Annotated in this window: 15 protein-coding genes; 11 read left to right on the plus strand and 4 right to left on the minus strand. The window is 38.7% G+C overall.

Annotated features, from left to right (window positions below; translation table 11 throughout):
- Window positions 1–23 precede the first annotated feature (23 nt).
- Window positions 24–1184 carry an iron-containing alcohol dehydrogenase gene (locus QA539_RS03280; protein ID WP_219494217.1) on the plus strand — a complete coding sequence of 387 codons (1161 nt, stop codon included), beginning with the start codon at window positions 24–26 and terminating at the stop codon, window positions 1182–1184.
- Window positions 1185–1224: 40 nt separating this feature from the next.
- Here QA539_RS03280 and argH read toward each other — a convergent pair whose 3' ends face one another.
- Complete coding sequence (gene argH / locus QA539_RS03285; protein ID WP_419895429.1) at window positions 1225–2598, minus strand: argininosuccinate lyase; 1374 nt, start codon at window positions 2596–2598, stop codon at window positions 1225–1227.
- Window positions 2591–3799 carry an argininosuccinate synthase gene (locus QA539_RS03290; RefSeq protein ID WP_419895430.1) on the minus strand — a complete coding sequence of 403 codons (1209 nt, stop codon included), beginning with the start codon at window positions 3797–3799 and terminating at the stop codon, window positions 2591–2593. The genes argH and QA539_RS03290 overlap by 8 nt, the downstream gene beginning before the upstream one ends.
- A gap of 220 nt (window positions 3800–4019) precedes the next feature.
- Here QA539_RS03290 and QA539_RS03295 point away from each other — a divergent pair, with 220 nt between their 5' ends.
- The 9 genes from QA539_RS03295 to QA539_RS03335 all read left to right on the plus strand — a co-directional run bounded on the left by QA539_RS03295 (window position 4020) and on the right by QA539_RS03335 (window position 17421).
- A complete protein-coding gene (locus tag QA539_RS03295; RefSeq protein WP_219494223.1) occupies window positions 4020–5357 on the plus strand; it encodes a glucose-6-phosphate isomerase in 1338 nt (445 codons plus the stop codon).
- A gap of 95 nt (window positions 5358–5452) precedes the next feature.
- On the plus strand, window positions 5453–6019 hold the full coding sequence (locus QA539_RS03300) for a TVP38/TMEM64 family protein (protein WP_219494225.1): 567 nt from the start codon (window positions 5453–5455) through the stop codon (window positions 6017–6019).
- A 33-nt stretch (window positions 6020–6052) separates the two neighbouring features.
- Window positions 6053–6601 carry a signal peptidase I gene (lepB, locus tag QA539_RS03305; protein WP_283721763.1) on the plus strand — a complete coding sequence of 183 codons (549 nt, stop codon included), beginning with the start codon at window positions 6053–6055 and terminating at the stop codon, window positions 6599–6601.
- A gap of 61 nt (window positions 6602–6662) precedes the next feature.
- Window positions 6663–10019, plus strand: coding sequence for a helicase-exonuclease AddAB subunit AddB (addB, locus tag QA539_RS03310; RefSeq protein ID WP_419895431.1), 3357 nt, complete (start codon window positions 6663–6665; stop codon window positions 10017–10019).
- Entirely contained in the window at window positions 10003–13449 is a 3447-nt protein-coding gene (addA, locus tag QA539_RS03315; protein ID WP_419895432.1) for a helicase-exonuclease AddAB subunit AddA, read from the plus strand. The genes addB and addA overlap by 17 nt, the downstream gene beginning before the upstream one ends.
- On the plus strand, window positions 13449–14441 hold the full coding sequence (locus QA539_RS03320; protein WP_419895433.1) for a hypothetical protein: 993 nt from the start codon (window positions 13449–13451) through the stop codon (window positions 14439–14441). The genes addA and QA539_RS03320 overlap by 1 nt, the downstream gene beginning before the upstream one ends.
- A 75-nt stretch (window positions 14442–14516) precedes the next feature.
- Window positions 14517–15416 carry a fumarylacetoacetate hydrolase family protein gene (locus tag QA539_RS03325; RefSeq protein WP_419895434.1) on the plus strand — a complete coding sequence of 300 codons (900 nt, stop codon included), beginning with the start codon at window positions 14517–14519 and terminating at the stop codon, window positions 15414–15416.
- 87 nt (window positions 15417–15503) lie between these two features.
- Window positions 15504–15890 (plus strand): YisL family protein, encoded by a 387-nt coding sequence (locus tag QA539_RS03330; RefSeq protein ID WP_241427487.1) that lies wholly within the window; start codon window positions 15504–15506, stop codon window positions 15888–15890.
- Window positions 15891–16020: 130 nt separating this feature from the next.
- Window positions 16021–17421, plus strand: coding sequence for an alpha-amylase family glycosyl hydrolase (locus QA539_RS03335; RefSeq protein ID WP_419895435.1), 1401 nt, complete (start codon window positions 16021–16023; stop codon window positions 17419–17421).
- Between the two features lie 132 nt (window positions 17422–17553).
- Here QA539_RS03335 and QA539_RS03340 read toward each other — a convergent pair whose 3' ends face one another.
- Together QA539_RS03340 and QA539_RS03345 are read right to left on the minus strand one after the other, a co-directional pair.
- Window positions 17554–18873 (minus strand): CoA-disulfide reductase, encoded by a 1320-nt coding sequence (locus QA539_RS03340; RefSeq protein ID WP_419895589.1) that lies wholly within the window; start codon window positions 18871–18873, stop codon window positions 17554–17556.
- On the minus strand, window positions 18873–19685 hold the full coding sequence (locus QA539_RS03345) for a Cof-type HAD-IIB family hydrolase (RefSeq protein ID WP_419895436.1): 813 nt from the start codon (window positions 19683–19685) through the stop codon (window positions 18873–18875). The genes QA539_RS03340 and QA539_RS03345 overlap by 1 nt, the downstream gene beginning before the upstream one ends.
- A gap of 85 nt (window positions 19686–19770) precedes the next feature.
- Between QA539_RS03345 and QA539_RS03350 the strand changes: the two genes are divergently transcribed.
- Window positions 19771–20079, plus strand: coding sequence for a metal-sulfur cluster assembly factor (locus tag QA539_RS03350; RefSeq protein WP_219494239.1), 309 nt, complete (start codon window positions 19771–19773; stop codon window positions 20077–20079).
- Window positions 20080–20086: the final 7 nt, after the last annotated feature.

The following is a 20086-nucleotide window of genomic DNA, read 5'->3' on the forward strand; positions in this document are numbered from 1 at the left end:
CATTTTTAATTCAGGAGGAAGCAATGAATCAATTTACATTTTATAATCCAGTTAAACTAGTATTTGGAAAAGAAAGTCTGGAACAGCTGAACGATATGGTGAAAGCCTATAGCAACGGGAATAAAGTACTACTTACCTATGGTGGCGGAAGCATTAAGAAGACAGGTCTTTACGACGAAGTAATGGAAAAGCTATCAGACTTTGAAGTATTTGAACTCGCTGGAATTGAACCGAATCCACGTGTTGAAACGGTACGCAAAGGTGTAGAAATTGTGAAAGCGCATGATATCGACTTTATCGTAGCAGTAGGTGGTGGATCTGTCATCGACGGTACGAAATTGATTGCAGCTGCAAGTAAATATGATGGTGATGCATGGGATATCGTTACACGTAAAGCACAAGTAAATGATGCTGTACCATTTGGCACGGTATTAACTTTATCGGCAACAGGTTCTGAAATGAACTCAGGCAGTGTTATTACAAACTGGGAGACGAATGAGAAGTTAGGATGGGGTTCGCCACTTGTTTTTCCTAAGTTCAGTCTGTTAAATCCAGAAGTGCTATACACATTACCAGAACATCAGACGGTAAATGGTATTATTGATAGCATGAGTCACCTATTAGAACAGTACTTTAACGAAGCGGATAATACAGAAGTACAAGACCAAATGATCAGTGGCGTACTGAAGACTGTGATGAAGACTGGACCAATTGCAGTGAAAGACCCTAAAAATTACGAAGCACGTGAGACATTGATGCTATCATCAACAGTTGCATTAAACGGTTTCCTGCGTCTAGGTTACGTTGGTGACTGGGCAACGCATAACTTAGAACATGCAGTAAGTGCCGTCTATGATATTGCACACGGTGCAGGTCTTGCGATATTATTCCCTGAATGGATGCGTTATGTAAGTAAGCAGTCTCCAGCACGTTTTGTGAAGTTTGCTGAAGATGTATTCAATGTAGAGGCATCTTTATCAGATGAAGACAAGATCAATTATGCGATTGATGAACTTCAGAACTTCTGGACAAGTCTAGGAGCGAAGCAGAAGTTATCTGATTACGGAGTGAACGCTGAAGATTTAGAAGCATTTGCAGATAAAACTTTAATCTATGGCCCATTCGGTAACTTCTATAAGTTACAACGTGAAGATATACTGGCAATCTATAAAGCAGCGTTATAAATCAGTACGCAAATAAAAAGCAGCGGATTCCGCTGCTTTTTTACATACATTTTTCTGCTTTTGCAATTTGTTTCATCACGCTTTTTGTACTTGTACCATTGTCATTGATTCTTCTATTTACTGCATGTTCGGGGTTGAGCTTCGTATATATATCATTCGTAATATCTTTATTAACCGTTTGATAATGGCCTAATGGAATATCTTTTAGCAGGATATTGTTATCAATTGCGTAAAGTACGAGTTGTCCTGTTATTTCATGTGCGTCTCTAAAAGGGAGGCCGAGCGTCACGAGATAGTCTGCAAGTTCCGTCGCATTTGAGAAATCATTTTGTGTGATATCTGTTAGATGTGCCGCATTGACTTCCATCGTATCTATCATGCCAGTGAATATTTGAACAGACTGCAATGCTGTATCGATACTATCGAAGAATCCTTTCTTGTCTTCTTGCAAGTCTTTATTATATGCAAGTGGTAAACCTTTAATCGTCATCAGCAGTCCCATATAGTTACCTGCCACTGTTCCGGATTTACCTCGTATGAGTTCGGCCATATCTGGATTCTTCTTCTGCGGCATAATGGATGAACCTGTAGTATAGGCATCACTTAAAGTTACAAATTTAAATTCTTCGCTGCACCAAAGAATAATCTCTTCAGAGAAACGAGACAGATGCATCATAAGAAGATTAATATTATGCATTATATCGAGTACATAGTCTCTGTCGCTTACTGCATCGATGCTGTTTGCATAGACATCATCAAATTCGAGCAGTGAAGCTGTATACTGCTGGTCAATGGGAAAGGTCGTTCCTGCGAGTGCTCCTGAACCGAGTGGTGATATATTGATGCGTTTTAAGCCTTCACTGAATCTTGCTTTATCACGTTCCAGCATCCAGAAATATGTCATAATATGATGGCTGAAAAGAATCGGCTGTGCACGCTGAAGGTGGGTATATCCCGGCATAATTACTGTATGGTACTGCTTGCTTAAATCGATTATGACGTGTTGTAATGCTTTTATAGATGTAATGATGGCCTCTGTCATCTCTTTTGCATACAAGTGCATATCTGTTGCGACCTGATCATTTCTTGAACGAGCGGTATGCATCTTTCCTCCAACAGGGCCGATTTTTTCTATCAGCAGTTTCTCGATATTAAGATGGATGTCTTCTAGTTCTTTTTTGAAAGTCACGTTACCCGCTTCATAGTCTTCTATAATGTCCTGTAGTCCATTGATAATTTGATTCGCTTCATCTGAAGTGATGATATACGTCTTCTCAAGCATCGTAACATGCGCGATACTCCCTTTAATATCTTGGTAGAACAGTCTCGCATCAACTTCAATCGATTGATTGAAGTCGGCGACCTGTTCACTCATACTTTCTTTAAATCTGCCACCCCATAGCGCTTTACTCATGTGCATCACCTCTATACACTCTCGTTGCCTGCTTCACTGGAAGTTCATAGATTTCAATGAATCCGACACTTGCCTGCTGATTGAATGTATCTTCCTTCGTATAAGTTGCGAGCTTCTCGTTATACAGAGTGTTATCACTTTTTCTGCCGATTACTGTGATATTTCCTTTATAGAGTTTGACCTTTGTTTCGCCATTAACGTATTGCTGCATATCTGTTAACAGATGTTTCAGATGATCGGCAAGTGGAGAGAAGAATAAGCCATTATATATAAGGTTAGCAAACTGCTGCTCAACATAGGGTTTAAAATGCTGTACATCTTTCGTTAAAGTGATTGTTTCAAGGTCGTTATGTGCTTTAAGAATGATCATTGCACCTGGTGCTTCATATACTTCACGTGATTTAATGCCGACAAGACGATTCTCAACGTGGTCGATTCTGCCGACACCGTGTTTGCCTCCTAATTCATTCAACTGTTTGATGATTTCGTGCAATTTTAAAGACTGTCCGTTTAATGCAGCTGGAAGTCCTGCTTTAAAAGTGATATCAATAATTTCTTCTTCATCTGGTGCATCTTTCGGTGATACGGTTAAGTCATATGCATCTTCAGGTGGTGTGGCATAGGGATCTTCTAAGATGCCGCATTCGTTACTTCTGCCCCATAAATTCTGATCTATTGAGTAGGGTGAATCTAAGTTGATAGGCACGGGAATATCATGCGCTTTAGCGTATTCAATCTCTTCTTCACGACTGAATCCCCAGTCACGAACCGGTGCAAGTGTCGTAATAGATGGATCGATACTATGAATCGCAACTTCAAAACGCACCTGGTCATTTCCTTTTCCTGTACAGCCATGTGCAATGAACTTCGCCTCATGTTGATGTGCAACTTCTACAAGCGCTTCAGCGATCAGCGGTCTGCTCAGTGCTGAAATAAGCGGATATGTATTTTCATAAAGGCTGTTCCCTTTGATTGCATATGATAGGTAGTCCTCTGCATATGCTTTAATCTTATCGAGCATGATTGATTCAATCGCGCCAACTTTGAGTGCTTTTTCTTTAATGTGTGCGAGATCCTTTCCTTCACCGACATCAAGGCAGCATGCGATAACATCATACCCTTTCTCGATTAACCATTGAATTGCGACGCTAGTATCTAATCCTCCAGAATATGCTAATACCACTTTTTGTTTTTCGTTCATTTCAATTCCCCCATTAGTTTTTGAATTTATTTTATTAATTAATATACATAATAATGTATCAGTATGCATAACTAAAATCAAGTATAAATATTCATTTTTTAGAATAAAAATATAAATATTTCAATTTTTAAGATATAAGCACTTTATAAAGCGTTATGGATTGTGAACTTAAGTTGAATCGAGTACAATGATTGTGAAACTATGAACGGGAGGAATAGAAATGACGCATATTAAATTTAACTACGACATGGCAAAATCGTTCGTAGGAGATCATGAATTGACACAGATGCAGGATTTAGTGAAAAATATTCATCATGTAATCCATGAAGGTAGTGGTGCAGGTAGCGATTTCCTAGGATGGCTGGACTTACCGGTAGATTACGATAAGGAAGAATTCGCACGTATTAAAGAAAGTGCGAAGAAGATAAATGCAGATAGCGACGTGTTAATTGTTATCGGCATTGGAGGGTCTTATCTCGGTGCACGTGCTGCAATCGAGATGCTGAATAAATCATTTGATCACCTGAAATCAGATAAGACACAGATTATCTTTGCAGGACACCAATTATCATCAAGCTATTTGAACGATTTAATTGAATATGTTCAGGACAAAGATTTCTCAGTGAACGTGATTTCTAAATCTGGTACAACGACGGAACCAGCTGTTGCATTCCGTGTATTTAAGAAACTATTGGAAGAGAAATACGGCAAAGAAGGCGCGAAATCTCGTATTTATGCAACTACGGATAAATCTAAAGGTGCATTAAAGTCACTTGCCACAACTGAAGGCTATGAAACATTTGTCGTGCCGGATGATGTCGGAGGACGCTTCTCAGTATTAACAGCTGTTGGATTATTACCGATTGCAGCAGCAGGCCATGATATTGATGCGATGATGGAAGGAGCTGCGAGTGCACGTAATGAACTGAGTTCATCAGAACTTACAGAGAACATCAGTTATCAGTATGCAGCGCTGCGTAATATTTTATACAACAAAGGGTACACGATTGAGATGTTAATCAATTACGAACCGAGTCTTCAATACTTCAACGAGTGGTGGAAACAGCTATTCGGTGAGTCTGAAGGTAAGGACTTTAAAGGTATCTATCCATCAAGCGCGAACTTCTCAACGGACCTTCACTCATTAGGTCAATACGTTCAGGAAGGGCGTCGTGATATCTTTGAAACGGTCGTTAAAGTAACGACACCAAGAAGCGATGTCACAATTGAAGCGGATGAGAATGATCTAGATGGTCTGAACTTCTTAGCAGGTAAAACATTGGACTTCGTCAACACGAAAGCATTCCAGGGGACACTACTTGCACATAGCGATGGCGGGGTACCAAACTTCGTCGTTGAAGTACCGAAGTTAGATGCATTTACTTTCGGTTACCTTGTTTACTTCTTCGAGTTAAGTGTTGCGATGAGCGGCTACTTGCTCGGTGTTAATCCATTTAACCAGCCAGGGGTTGAAGCGTACAAGCAGAATATGTTCGCATTGCTTGGGAAACCGGGCTTTGAAGACAAGAAGGCAGAACTAGAAGCAAGGCTTCAATAATATATGTCATGTTATTCTTAAAACAAGCTATGAACTGTTCATAGTTTGTTTTTTTTAATATTTACATTATAATCACATAAAAGTGAGGTGAGGGTTTGTTTACAGAAGCGCACTTACTGGAATTATTTGAACGATTTAAAGGTCTCGGCATTATTATTGCTTTTCTTCTGCCATTTATTGAAGCATTTATTCCGATATTACCGATTATGGTCTTTGCTGTTGTTAATGTGAATGCTTATGGTCTGATACCTGGATTCTTACTTACATGGAGCGGTGCAGTAGCTGGTTCATATTGTGTTACGCTTTTAGTGAGAACCTATGGTCAGCATCGACTTTTAAGACGATTAAGCAAACATCCGCAGACATTAAAGTTTATAAGAAGAGTGGATAACAGAGGGATGCTGCCATTATTTTTGTTACTCTGCTTTCCATTCACACCCTCCAGTCTGGTCAATATTGTGGCAGGTCTAAGCACGCTCGATATAAAGAAATATTTATGGGTCGTTCTATTCGGAAAAGCGATTATGTTGTTTACTTTAAGCTTTATCGGTAACGATATATATTCCTTTGTGAAAGCACCTGAAAAGAGTATAATTGTTATTATAGTGCTCGTGATTCTGTGGTGGATTGGTAAAAGAATTGAGCGGCATCTGGAAAGATAAGTGATTAATATAAAATAAGTTGAGGTGCTCCTTTTGAAGCGGGAATTTATTGAATGGCTGATTGCGATTGTCATTGCTACAGTATTATATTTTGTTGTAAAGACATTCTTCTTTATTTCTTATTCTGTAAGTGGTGATTCAATGTATCCGACTTTCACTGATGATGATAAGGTCATCGTTAATAAGATGAGTACACTGCATAATGGCGATGTTATCGTCTTTCATACAGGAAGTACTCAAGATTATGTTAAACGTATTATAGGAAAGCCGGGAGATAAAGTAGAATACAGGGATGATGTTTTATATATTAATGGTGAACGTACTGAAGAACCCTACCTTCAGGAAAACAGAATTGCTAAGACAAATATATTGCTTACAGAAAATTTCAAAGTAAGTGATCTATCTGGCGCGGGTGGTAAATCGGTCATTCCAGAAGGTAAGCTGCTTGTTCTTGGAGACAACAGAGAGACGAGTAATGATAGCAGAAGTTTCGGATTGATCAAAGAGCAGCAAGTTGTAGGAGAAGTACAGGTAAGATATTGGCCGCTAGATACATTTCATGTGAATTTTAATCCACAATAAATATAGATACAACTTTACAAAATATTCCTGTTTGTAAAGTTGTTTTTTTAGGAGGAAACAGATGACAGTTCAATTATTACTCGGCAGAAGAGGGACAGGGAAAACCTATGAAATTATTGAAAGGATAAAGTCACAGCTGAAAGGACAACCGCTTGGTGATCCAATTATCATGATTGCACCAAGACAAAGTACCTTTCAGATTGAACAGGCGTTAAGTCATGATGCGATGATTAAAGGAAGTATGCGTACAGCAATCTATTCTTTTGATCGACTGTTCTGGAGACTTGAAAGCGAAGAAGGAAGCACGGAGCTGCAGCATATTTCAAACAGTGGCGTTGAAATGCTGACGTATCAGATACTCAACGAACATAAAGATGAATTAAAGAGATTTCAGTCGACAAGCGCATACTTTGGCTTTAGTCAGAAGATGGCAGCAGTCATCTCAGAACTAAAAAAATATAATGTCACACCGCCCGATGTTTATACACTGCTCGGAAAAGAAATGGATGTGCGCACGAAAGATAAGCTGCATGACATATATGAAGTGTATACAGCATTAGAGGAGAAGATGAGCGGACGGTATATGCAGACAGAGGATATGCTCGTTTCTCTATGTAGAATGATAGAAACATCAGAGACAATCCGTAATGCGGATATATACATTGATGGTTTCTATAACTTTACGACTGTAGAATATATGGTCATCCAGTCGTTAGCACAGCATGCGAAATCACTGACAATCGCATTGACAATCGATCAGACAGACCCTGTACTGTTTAGAAAGACGACAGAAACGTTAGATCATATTAAAACTTATTTGCATGAGCGCGCATTAACATATCATGTCGACAATATGCATGTTCCTTATCGTTTCAATGACGAACTGAACACGCTTGAAAACAGTTTCTCACGTGAAGTATCAATCAGTCACCCGGAGCATATACATTTATCACAGCATGCATCTGTACCAGCCGAAGCTGCGCATATCGCACATCAAATAATGGACCTCGTGAGAAATGGGGAGAGATTTAAGGATATTGCCGTACTCTATCGTGATGAAAGTTATGTCAAGCAGCTGATTGATGTGTGCCGTAAGCATGAGATTCCATATCATACGGACTATAAAGAACTAATGATTCACCATAAAGCAATTGAACTGATTCGTTCATTACTGGATGCATTTAAGACAAATATGCGTATTGAACATCTATTTCGAGCACTGAAGACAGGTTTAATTGCACACGAATTTAAGAGAGAAGAAGATCTGCTTCTTATTGATATGCTGGAAAACGTTATGATTGAGCGTGGCATGTATTATGATGATTTAATTCATAAACGTAAATTATTTTATGATGAAAAGGATGTCTATGAACAAGACCAATGGGATGCATTACTACAATATATCGAGTATATGCTATCGATTATAGAACCTTTTAAGGAAGGGATAGTGAACGCGCAGTCCGGACGTGCATTTGCAAGCGCAATCTATAATTTTATGCTGTCAATTTCGCTGCCAGAATATTTGATGCAGCATAAAGATATGGCTAAAGACAACGGCGAGCAGTATATTGCGCTGACATTTGATCAGATTCTAACTGGACTAAATCAGGTACTGGATGATTTCGTATTGATTATGGATGAAGTGACATTAGATTATAAGGTGATGTGCGATATTATAGATGTTGGGTTCTTGGCACTTGAATATAATGCACCACCTCAAGGACTCGACCAGATACAGATATTAAACCTTGATCTTGCAAAGGTAGAAAATAAAAAGTATGTATTCGTATGCGGGGTCAATGATGATATTCTGCCTCGACCGATGAAAGAAGATGCGCTGATTACGGACCAGGAAAAACGTATGATGCAGGAAATAGGGGATATTCATCTTGCACCGACAACGGATGTACTGATACAGGATGAATGGTTTGTATTCTATAATGCTGTGACACATGCACAGCATTCGGTATACATATCATACAGTTTAATGAATATGAACCAGGAAGCGATGCGTCCTTCAAGGTATTTAGCGCGGCTAGAGAGACAGTTACACCTTGAGGTTCAGGATATGACGCATGATATGAAACCGCAAGACTGTATCACAACGTATCAGGCAGGTATTAAACATGCAGTGTCACATATTGAAGACGATACTTGGTCAGATGTTATTGCAGTGTATGAGACAGATCCGCAATTTGAACATGTATTTAAGCTGAGACATTACAGAAATCAGTCAGAGATGCTCGTCGAACATGAAGTGTCGAATCTTTATGGCGATACGATAAAGGCTAGCGTCTCAAGGTTTGAAACATTTAACCAATGTGCATTCAAACACTTTGCAAACCATGGTCTAAAATTAAAGGAACGTCTGCCTTATCAATTTCAGTCATTCCAGCTTGGCAATATCTTTCATGATGCACTGCGACACTTAAGTGAGAAGTTTAAGGATCAGGTGCTGCAAGTGGATGCCGCTGTCATCGCTTCAGAAATCGACGACTATTTGAAAGCGTCACTGCCTTCTGTTCATTATGAAGTGCTGTATTCTAAACATTACTATCAATATATCGTTAAACAGATCAGGACAATTTTACTCTCGACTTTCACTGCGATTCAACGTCAGACGAAGTACAGCAACTTTAAGATGGCGCGTTTTGAGACGAAATTTGGTAAAGGTGGCGCACTGGATACGCAAATTTATCGTTTCGGAAAGAATAAACAGATCGAGATTACCGGACAGATTGATAGAATCGATATACTCCCATCAACAGATAAAGATTATGTGCGCATCATCGATTATAAATCACGTGAGACTGATCTTGACTTAAAGCAGGTCTATTATGGACTGCAAATGCAGATGCTGACTTATATGGACGTCGTGCTTTCAAACACTGCACGGCTTGGACTGAAGAGTGATGTAATACCAGCAGGGATGCTTTATTTTCATGTGTACAATCCAAAACTTTCATTTAACGTGAAGCAAGGTGCAGAGCAACTCTTCGATGAACGATTTAATAAATATAGTATGCAGGGGTTTATCCTTGATGACATAGAGATTGCAAAAGATATGGACACGACGCTTGAAGCGGGACAGAAATCGAAAATCGTTCCCGCGATGTTAAAGAATGACGGATCGTTTAATAAGAGAAGCTCCAGAACGCTTGCATTAGAAGAAATGCATGCACTTATTCAGCATAATAAACAGCAGTTTATGCATACAGCACAAAATATATTGCAAGGAGACAGCCGTATCAATCCTGTAAGATACGATAAGCTGAACCCTTGTCAGTTCTGTGCGTTTAAATCGGTATGCCATATAGATCCGATATTAAACCAGGAGGATATCAGAACGTTTGATAAAGAAATCGACCCATTAAATGAAATTATGAAGGCGGTGAATAAAGATGCGATGGACAGCTAGTCAGCAAGAAGCGATAGTGACAACAGGACAGGATACACTCGTTGCAGCAGCGGCGGGTAGTGGTAAGACAGCAGTGCTTGTAGAACGTATCATTAGAAAGGTCATCGATCATTCGGTCAATGTTGATGAACTGCTCGTCGTTACATTTACAAATGCAAGCGCGAAAGAAATGAAACACCGTATTTTTAATCGATTGCAAGAAGCATTGAATGATGCACCTCATAATGAACATCTCAAAACGCAGCTCATCAAATTGCATCAAGCAGATATATCGACTTTGCATCGCTTCTGTCTTAATTTAATCGAGCGTTTCTATTATACAATTGATCTTGATCCGACGTTCAGAACCGCTTCTGAAGAAGAACGTGCGCTGTTACTCATGCAGGCGATTGATGATGTATTAGAAACAGTTTATGAAGCTGCACATCCGGATGATATGACGTTACTTCTGCACCTTTCATCAGACCGTAAAGATGATTACGTGAGAAAGACATTAGTGAAGATGTACGACTTTGCGATTGCGAATAGTCATCCTTCGAGATGGCTAGACGCGATTGCGGCTTCATATCGTGACATTTCAATAGACAGCAGTTATTTCTTATCGATTAATCAACAGATTAATGACGAACTGCTGCAGGCAATCCAGTTAATTAAGCGTGCAGAAGATCTATGTATCAGCGCGGCATTAGATACAAACCTTGAATATCTACAGAAAATACGTCAGCAGCTGGAACAGTTTCCTGAAGCGCTGGAAGATAAATTCTCATTTATTCAAAGTATTCAATTTGGTCGCAAACCGAATATGAAAAAGAGCGATGATCCGTACGATAAAGAATTAAATGAAGGCATAAAAGAATATTTAGCACAGAGTAAGAAGCTGGTATCAAATATTCAGGAAAACTATCTATATGCACCAATAGCAGAACTTGCTGATGATATTCGTGCCATGTCGGTTGAAGTAGAACGATTGACACGTATAACACAGATGGTCATCGATAGATTCAGCCAGCTTAAACGTGAGCGTAAACTGATAGATTTTAGCGATTATGAGCATTTCGCTCTGCAAATATTAATCCATAATGATGAGCCGACTGAAATTGCACACATGCTAAAGGCGCAATATAAGGAGATTCTCGTCGATGAATACCAGGATACAAACCGTGTACAGGAAAGTATCATTCAGGCGATCAAACGTGAGGATAATATGTTTATGGTCGGAGATGTGAAACAATCCATCTATAAATTCCGACAGGCAGAACCTGAACTATTTATGGAGAAATACAGTCATTTCAAATCAGGCGGACCTGGTAAAGTCATCGATCTTTCTCAAAACTTCCGTTCACGTCGTTCTGTTATCGACAATACAAATGAAATATTCTCTAAAATAATGGATGAGAAACTTGGTGATATCATCTATGATGATGCACAGATGCTATATTATGGTGCACCGTATGACGACGTGTCACAGCATACAGAACTGCATCTTCTGAGTAAAGAGGAACTGAATGATATCGAATACTATGCTTCTCATCATATTGCCGATGTCATTGAACAGATTATTGCACAAGAAAAAGTTTATGATGTTAAGATGGGTGAGTACCGTGCAGCTCAGTATAAAGATATCGCAATCTTAGAGCGTGGATTCAGCAATGCGGCAGAGCATATGAAAGTGATGAAAGACCGCAAGATTCCTTTTCATGTGAATAGTAAAGAAGGGTATTTCCAGACGGACGAAATTAATACGACTTTAAGTTTATTAAGAGTGGTAGATAATCCATTACAAGATATTCCTTTAGCTGGGCTTTTGCGCAGCATCATCTATCAGTTTGATGCTCATGAACTTACCGCATTGAGATCCGACTGTTCAGTCTATCTTTACCATAATCTTCTCGCATATAGTGTCAATGGTGAAAATGAACAGCTTAAGCATAAGGTGAAGAAGGTGCTCGCTGATATTTCAGATTATCGTGAACAAAGTAGAAAGGTGAGTGTGAAGGACTTAATCGATTACATATATAATGACACGCTGCTCATTGAAAAGTTTACCTTACTGCCAGGAGGCCACCAGCGACAAGCCAATTTGGAAGGTCTGCTACAAAAGGCAGAGCAGTTTGAACAGAGTAGTTACCGAGGTATCTATCAGTTTCTTCGCTTTGTAGACAATATACTTGAAGCTGGTAAAGACTTTGGTGAGATGAATATTGTTTCAGATGAAGCGGACGTTGTCAGAATGATGACAGTCCACGCCTCTAAAGGATTAGAGTTTCCTTTTGTCATCTATAACAATATTGACCGCCAGTTCAACTTGATGGAAACAAAGGAACAGCTGCTGCTGAATCAACGTCTTGGCCTGTCCATTAATTTCTATGATAAGGCGGCGCATACGACTTATCCGTTAGCAATCAATCAGTTGTTTAAGACGAAGATTCGTAATGAACAAGTGTCTGAAGAGTTGAGGTTGATGTATGTTGCGCTTACGCGTGCCCGTGAAAAACTGGTGCTTGTAGGAAATGTCAAAGACGATAAAGTGATAGAGAAGTTTCAGAATGTAGTAGTCGATAAAAAGATGGATGATTACTATAGACTCAGTGCGCTTAGTCCTTTGCAGCTTATCGCACCGATTGCATTACATGATGCCTCTATTGACGTTCGTATTATTCGTACGCTGAACACGCCTGAAAATGAAGCTACAGAAACAGCTGAATCTAATGAAGCTGAAGGTGTAACATGGCTACAGGAACTTAAAGAGTACCGCTATCCATATTTAAGTGAGAATTTGCTACCGACAAAAGAAAGTGTGTCAGAAATAAAGAAAGCACAGGAAACAGATGATGAAGCCACTGCCTGGACATATATCAATCAATATCGGCTTGGTAAAGCGACTTATGATCGTCCAAAGTTTATGTCTGAAGAGAAGAAGACGGCAGCTGAATATGGAACACTTATGCATAAAGTAATGCAGCATCTGCCGCGCCTGAACAATGTGGAATCAGAGGATATCAAGCATTTTCTTGATGATTTAGTAGAGCGTCGCATTATTTCAGATGAGGAACGACCGCTCATCAACGAAAAACATATTTATCAGTTCACAAAGACTGTACTTTATGACAGATTGGTTCATGCAGACGAGGTTTACTTTGAGCTGCCGTTTGTTATCGGTAAGCAGTATATCACACAAAGTCATCCAGATCAGCTTGTCCAGGGGATGATTGACTGTGTATTTAAGTTTGACGGACATTACTATTTTATCGATTATAAGACAGATAAAGTAATCTCAAGGCTCAGCCGCACGACAGAGGAAACACTATCAGAATTGAAGCTTCGTTACGAAGTTCAGATGAACTACTATAAGAAGACGCTGGAAGTTATATTAGATGAACCTGTAACTGGATATCTATATTTCTTTGAGGCGGGAATGGTTGAGGTGTAATGATAAAATTATTGCTTAAATACAGTATGATGGGAATCGTTTTATTGATCTACGGGTTGCACTTTATATATTTAAGTGCACAGCCTGTTGAATTTATTAATCCATTCGATTATTATGCGCAAGAAGAACTCCCTGTGCTAGAAACTTACTTATTTATCATTTTGTTTACAATGATTCCGGTCATCGCTTATTTTCTGGCACGTGTGCAACTTACACGCAGAATGATGGCTTACTTGATTATTGGTGGGTTTCTCATATTAGTACATTCAAGAATGAGTATCATATTTATGATGATGCTAGGACTTATTGTTACGAATATGATTTATAAGTTCATCGGAGCATATTCACGTACACTTTATATCAGCATCGCCTGTTTATTGATAAGTGTGCTGTTCATCGCTATTTTAATTCCGTCTTTGTTACTCTATGGTGACAAGGAGACATTTCTTAATGTTAATGCATTCCAGGAATTTATTGGCACGTACAACGCATCTCATTACGGAGAAATCTTACAGTTGAACAGAGAACTGTTCAACTCGCATCTGTGGCATTATACAATCGTGCTATGTTGTGTTATCGTACCTTCTATGCTTTTAGGACGTGCACGAATCACGCAGTTCAAGCTTCCGCTAGCGCTTATACTGTTAACATTAGGAACAGCAGCTAAGTTGCAGCTGTTTAGCACCACTTTTGACTGGACACAGTTTATCATTACGTTGTCCGGATCATTATTACAAGGACTAGCTATCGCTATGTTACTCGACCGCAATATTCATGTCACTCCACGTGATGTCATTACTTTTGTGGCTTTTATTGCCATCGTCGAGATCAGTGCCACACTGCTATTTACAGGGTGGTTCCGTGCATTTCCACCAGAGAACTTAAATGTAATGATGACAGAAAGCTTGATATTGACTGTAATTATAAGTGCCGTATTCGTCGTTTTGATGTTAATTCTTCATGTAAAAAATAATAAATTCAAAAAAATCTGAAAAATAACTCTAAAACAATGAAACGTCATCTTATTTTCTGTATAATGAAACAAAGTATAAGAAGGAGTGGAATTCATGAAATTTTTGTCGTTTGAGTATAAAGGTAAACAATCTTTCGGTGTAAAGGTTAAAAAAGAAGATGCAGCATGGGATCTTGTCCGTGTATTTAAAGCAACGAATACAGCGAATTACCCAAAGACGTTATTAGAAGCATTACAGCAAAACAATACGCTCGACTTTCAGGAGCTTGTACGTAAAACAATCGCACAGATAGAACAAGAGAAGGATGCCGAAGATTACAAAGTTGCATATACAGATATGACGTTCCTACCACCTGTTGTTCCGACCAATAATGTTATCGCTATCGGGCGAAATTATTCGGATCATGCCAAGGAAATGAACAATAATGTAGATGAGCTCTATGTCTTTACAAAAGCACCTTCAAGTTTAATTGGAGATGGTGCTTTTGTACCATCACATAGCGATGTTACAGAAGCATTAGATTATGAAGGAGAACTAGGCGTAGTCATCGGTAAGTATGGTCATAAGATTCCTAAAGCATTAGCATTAGATTATGTTTATGGTTATACAATCATTAATGACATTACAGCACGTGACCTGCAGCAGGCGCATGCTCAGGCGTTCTTATCTAAGAGCTTATTAGGTGCATGCCCGATGGGGCCGTATATCGTAACGAAAGATGAACTGCCGACTCCAGAAAATGCAAATATCGTAACAAAAGTGAACGGTGAAATTCGTCAGGATGGCAATACGGAGGATATGGTAAAGAAAATTGACGATCTGATTGCTGAGATTTCACAGTATGTTGCACTACATCCAGGTGATATTATTGCAACAGGTACACCAAGCGGCGTAGGTGCAGGCATGAATCCACCTGTATACTTAAAGCGTGGGGATGAAATTAAAGTGACGATTGACGGTATCGGTACTTTACAGAATACAATCGGAGAATAGTATCCTTTTGTTCATACAGTTATTTTGGTACAAGTATAGGAATCTATGTTAAACTAATAACAGTATGAATATAAAGGAGTGAAATACATGGAAACTGGTATGTTTCATCTGCATATTTTAAGTTGGGTTGTTTTAATTATCGTTTTCTTTGCAGCATACTCTAATTTCTCTGATCGCTTAGGTCCTAGCAAATATTTCAAACCATTACTTATGGTTCAGCGATTATTTGCATTACTTGTGATCATCAGCGGAATTATGATTTTTATGCAGTATATGAAAGTAGATTCAGCATTGTATGGTATTAAATTCTTATTAGGTTTAATTACTATCGGTTTAATGGAGATGACAATTGCGAAGAAGAAAAAGAAGAAACCTTCAAGAACCTTCTTCTATCTCGTAATATTATTTATCATCTTAACAATCGGCTTAGGTATTCATTTACCGATGGGGCCAATTACAACGATGTTTAAGTAAAGCATGAAAAGACGGCAAGAAACGTTTATTGTTTCTCGCTGTCTTTTTTATTTGAATATTTTATGAACTCTTACATAAACGATAAGTAATTTAGTATAATCAATATAATAACTTAAGTGAGGGTATTCAAATGAAAAGAATTTCAATCATATTGATGATATTACTGCTATCATTCAGTGCGCTACCTGCACAAGCAGCGAGTCAGGACGAAATGCGTATCTATAGCATTCTTACTGATCGATTTATGAATGGTGACGAGAATAATAATAAAGACATTCATAATGACAAGGACAATAATCTGCCTTACGGTGGAGACTTTAAAGGTATCATCAATAAAGTAGACTATATTAAGAAGATGGGCTTTAATGAAATTCATGTCTCACCGGTGTTTGACCATGACAAGAATGATTATCTAGGGTATAAGATTAATAATTATAATCAGATTTCTAAAACATTCGGTGGAGAGAAGGACTTCAAACAGCTCGTATATCTTGCACATAAAAATAATATGAAAGTCATCGTCGATATGCCTGTTGTTGCAACGGATGATTTCACAGTAACAGAAGACACGAAGATGAACGCAATAGAGAAATCGTATTACAAAGATACACCGATGATTGATTTAACGAATGAAGCAAATATTAAGCGCTATAAGCAACTGATGACAGACTTCGTAAACAAAACGAAAGTCGATGGCTTATCGATGTATGTACTTCAGGATAATGTCGATCTTTCAAAAGTATTTCCTGAGAATATAACAAAGATTGCTATTACCAATAGCGATGTTAAAGTAACCGGCTATGATTACATTCAGACTGGGAAGACATCAGAGCAAATTGCACAAGCATTCAAGAATGTTGATGAGCAAATCCCAGAGCAGCACAATAAGAAGGAGCTACTTTCAGCTGATAACTTCTTTACCCCACGTTTCACAAGCTATGCGGTTCATGAAAATATGTTCCCAGGAACACGTATTAAACAGATGATGGGCTATCTGTTTGTACAAAAGCAACCGGTCAGTATGACTTATGGTACTGAAATTGCGATGAATGGTGAAAAACTTCCTGATACACACCAACTACTCGATTTTAGAACGGATAAAGAAGTGGTGGAATACTTAGAACAGACGAGCGAAGTTTATCATAAGTACAAAGAAATGTTCGATGGTACTTCTAAAGTAATCTACAACGAAAAAGGTGAACAGCTTATCTATTTCGATACAGACAAAGTAGACTTCATCTATAATATTAACGATACAAGCAAATCTACGAACGTTAAACTGACAGACAAAGACATACCAGGCGATAAGATGCTCAGCGGATTGCTTATTGGAGATAGGATCCATGTGAAAGACGGCACGTTTAATTTGATAACGAACCGTGAAGAAACGGAGCTTTACGCACTCGTTCCACCACGTGGATTGAACTTAGGTTATGTAATCGCATCACTGTTAACAATCGTGCTCTTTACAGTATTTATCATCGGTGCAGCAAGAAATAGGAAGAAACATGTCAATAATTTAAGAAAATAGAAATAACGAAAAGACAATCAGTGAATACGGATTGTCTTTTTTGTTGGGAGATGGGGGTGCCTATACAATGTGCAACACCATGCAAAGACGCCCAAATCTTGGGCGTCTGCTTTCTATATTAACAATCAATGACTACTTCGCTTTATATCCGAGCATATTAATAATGTCTTTCGGGCTGGAGTAGTCAGGATGATACGCAATTTCGATATCTTTGAAGTCATAGATTGTTAATCCACCGATCATAGCCGTTGATAGGACATCGATTCGTTTATCGACACCACTTTTTCCAGAGGCGCTCGCTGATAATATTTTGCCGGTTGATTGCTCGTAGTAAACTGTGATGCTTAGCGGCGAACTGTAAGGCATGTAGCTGGCTTTATGTTTTTGCGTGTGTGACACGTGTGCGATATTATCCATTTCAAGTACGAGCGCTTCAGTGAGGCCTACCGACGCATACGTATGATCAAATAATCGAAGAATATTACTGCCAAGTAGTCCTTTAAATGCTTCTCTATCTTTATGGAATAAGTTATGGGCAATGATAGAGGCAGCGCGATGCGTACCCCAGGCAAGTGCGATTGTTGCTGTCTTATCTATATGGCGATAGAATGTTTCTATTGCATCACCCAGTGCATATATAGATGGATTGCTCGTTTCAAAATAACGATTGACCTTGATATATCCTTTGTCATTGAGTTCTAGTGCATCACCGATAAATTTCGTATTCGGTTGCAGACCGAGTGCTGTGATGATGATATCAAATGTATCGGTATCACCTGACTTGAATGTAACAGTGTGCTCATTAATACGCGCAACCTCATCTTCTAGTTTTAGATGAATACCATTATCTTCAAGTACTTGAGGAACCGTGTCTGTAATATCTCGACTCATCTGTTTTAGGAAGTGACTGCTGCGATGTACAAGCGTTACATCCAGTCCACGATGCTTTAAGTTTTCTGCCATCTCGAGACTGATATAACCACCGCCAACTACGAGTGCACGCTGTGCATGGGTACGTTCAATATACTGATCGATCTTATCCGTATCTTCTAAGTTACGCACTTGGAACACATGATCATGCTTATATAAATCCGGAACAATTTGGCTTGCGCCTGGTGACAGAATCAAGTAATCGTATGTATCGGTGAATGTTTCTTTAGTTTGATGATTGTAAATTTCTATTTTCTTATCATCCGGATATAAACGTGTCACTTCATGATACGTGTGGACTTGAATATTACGATTATCATTAAATGTATCCGGTGTTGCCATAACGATGTTATCACGAGAGGCCACTGTTTCTCCGATGTAATAAGGTAAACCACAGTTTGCATAGCTCATATCACGATCTTTTTCGTAGATTGTGATATCAGCATCTGCATCAAGTCTTCTGATTTGAGATGCAACTGTCGCGCCACCTGCAACTGCACCGACGATAATGATTTTCATTATTATACCTCCAGCTTAAAGTATTGAATAAGAAACTTCGCTATCCCATCTTCATTATTTGTGTCAGTAATTTCGTCTGCGATAGATTTGAGCTCATCGATTGCATTGCCCATTGCTACGCCTGTTCCAGCATATTTAATCATTTCATTGTCATTATCCTCATCACCGAATGCTATAACATGTTCTTGTTTAATATTTAAATATTCGTGACAAAGCTTCACGCCGACTGCTTTATTGATACCTTTCTTAACGATTTCGATGACTGGAAATGGAGCGCCCCAGCGACGATGCTCTAATCTGTCAGCATAGATTTCATCAAAGTGCTTATAGATATTAGGAATCTCGGATTCTTCAGCCTGGATAAGGATGGTTGTCGGAGGCTCTGTAATGTTTTCCAGTAGATTCCCGATCTTGATGACAGGGTTCCCCATGCTGAAACCTTCGAATAAATATTCATCATGATAATGTAAGAAAACATTGTCTTTAATTTCGGCGACGATATTCTTAATATTAAGATTAGGAATCTTAGAGAAGATATCTCTTGATACCTCAAAATCTAAAGTTTCATGAAATGTCTCAAAATTCGTATCACCTGGGTGATGAACGAATGCGCCATTGAAATTAACAATCGGTGTATCCAGGTCCAGCTGATTATAATAAATTTGACTGGCACGGTATGGACGTCCGGTCGAAATAATAAATTTATGGCCTTGTGCCTGCAGCAGACGGATGACCTTCTTCGTTAACGGTGTAATCTCCTGCTTGCTATTAAGTAATGTTCCATCTAGATCGAGACAAATTAAATGCTGTTCCATAAAATAACTCCTTTAAATGTATTTCGTTTATATGTATATTAATTTCTGATATAGTAAGTGTATAATAAACTTTGAGGTGATACAAATGGAAGAAGCTATGAAAGACAGTATAATGGGAGCGCTCGAAAATGTTATTGACCCTGAGCTAGGTATTGATATCATTAACCTAGGATTAGTTTACAATGTAGATATGGATGATGATGGTCTGTGCACAGTTGAAATGACATTGACATCTATGGGCTGTCCGATGGGCCCGCAAATTATTGATCAGGTGAAAACTGCATTAGGGGAATTACCTGAGATTAAAGAGACAGAAGTGAACGTTGTATGGAATCCAGTATGGAATAAAGATATGATGAGCCGTTATGCTAAGATTGCTTTAGGTGTAAGCTAATAATAAA

The organism is Macrococcus psychrotolerans (genome assembly GCF_038095555.1).
GTDB lineage: Bacteria > Bacillota > Bacilli > Staphylococcales > Staphylococcaceae > Macrococcoides > Macrococcoides psychrotolerans.

What these genes read in the sequence shown, in the direction of transcription:
- QA539_RS03280 (WP_219494217.1), top strand. Translation starts at nt 24, where the DNA reads ATGAATCAATTTACATTTTATAATCCAGTTAAACTAGTATTTGGAAAA.
- argH (WP_419895429.1), bottom strand. Translation starts at nt 2,598, where the DNA reads ATGAGTAAAGCGCTATGGGGTGGCAGATTTAAAGAAAGTATGAGTGAA.
- QA539_RS03290 (WP_419895430.1), bottom strand. Translation starts at nt 3,799, where the DNA reads ATGAACGAAAAACAAAAAGTGGTATTAGCATATTCTGGAGGATTAGAT.
- QA539_RS03295 (WP_219494223.1), top strand. Translation starts at nt 4,020, where the DNA reads ATGACGCATATTAAATTTAACTACGACATGGCAAAATCGTTCGTAGGA.
- addB (WP_419895431.1), top strand. Translation starts at nt 6,663, where the DNA reads ATGACAGTTCAATTATTACTCGGCAGAAGAGGGACAGGGAAAACCTAT.
- addA (WP_419895432.1), top strand. Translation starts at nt 10,003, where the DNA reads ATGCGATGGACAGCTAGTCAGCAAGAAGCGATAGTGACAACAGGACAG.
- QA539_RS03320 (WP_419895433.1), top strand. Translation starts at nt 13,449, where the DNA reads ATGATAAAATTATTGCTTAAATACAGTATGATGGGAATCGTTTTATTG.
- QA539_RS03325 (WP_419895434.1), top strand. Translation starts at nt 14,517, where the DNA reads ATGAAATTTTTGTCGTTTGAGTATAAAGGTAAACAATCTTTCGGTGTA.
- QA539_RS03330 (WP_241427487.1), top strand. Translation starts at nt 15,504, where the DNA reads ATGGAAACTGGTATGTTTCATCTGCATATTTTAAGTTGGGTTGTTTTA.
- QA539_RS03335 (WP_419895435.1), top strand. Translation starts at nt 16,021, where the DNA reads ATGAAAAGAATTTCAATCATATTGATGATATTACTGCTATCATTCAGT.
- QA539_RS03345 (WP_419895436.1), bottom strand. Translation starts at nt 19,685, where the DNA reads ATGGAACAGCATTTAATTTGTCTCGATCTAGATGGAACATTACTTAAT.
- QA539_RS03350 (WP_219494239.1), top strand. Translation starts at nt 19,771, where the DNA reads ATGGAAGAAGCTATGAAAGACAGTATAATGGGAGCGCTCGAAAATGTT.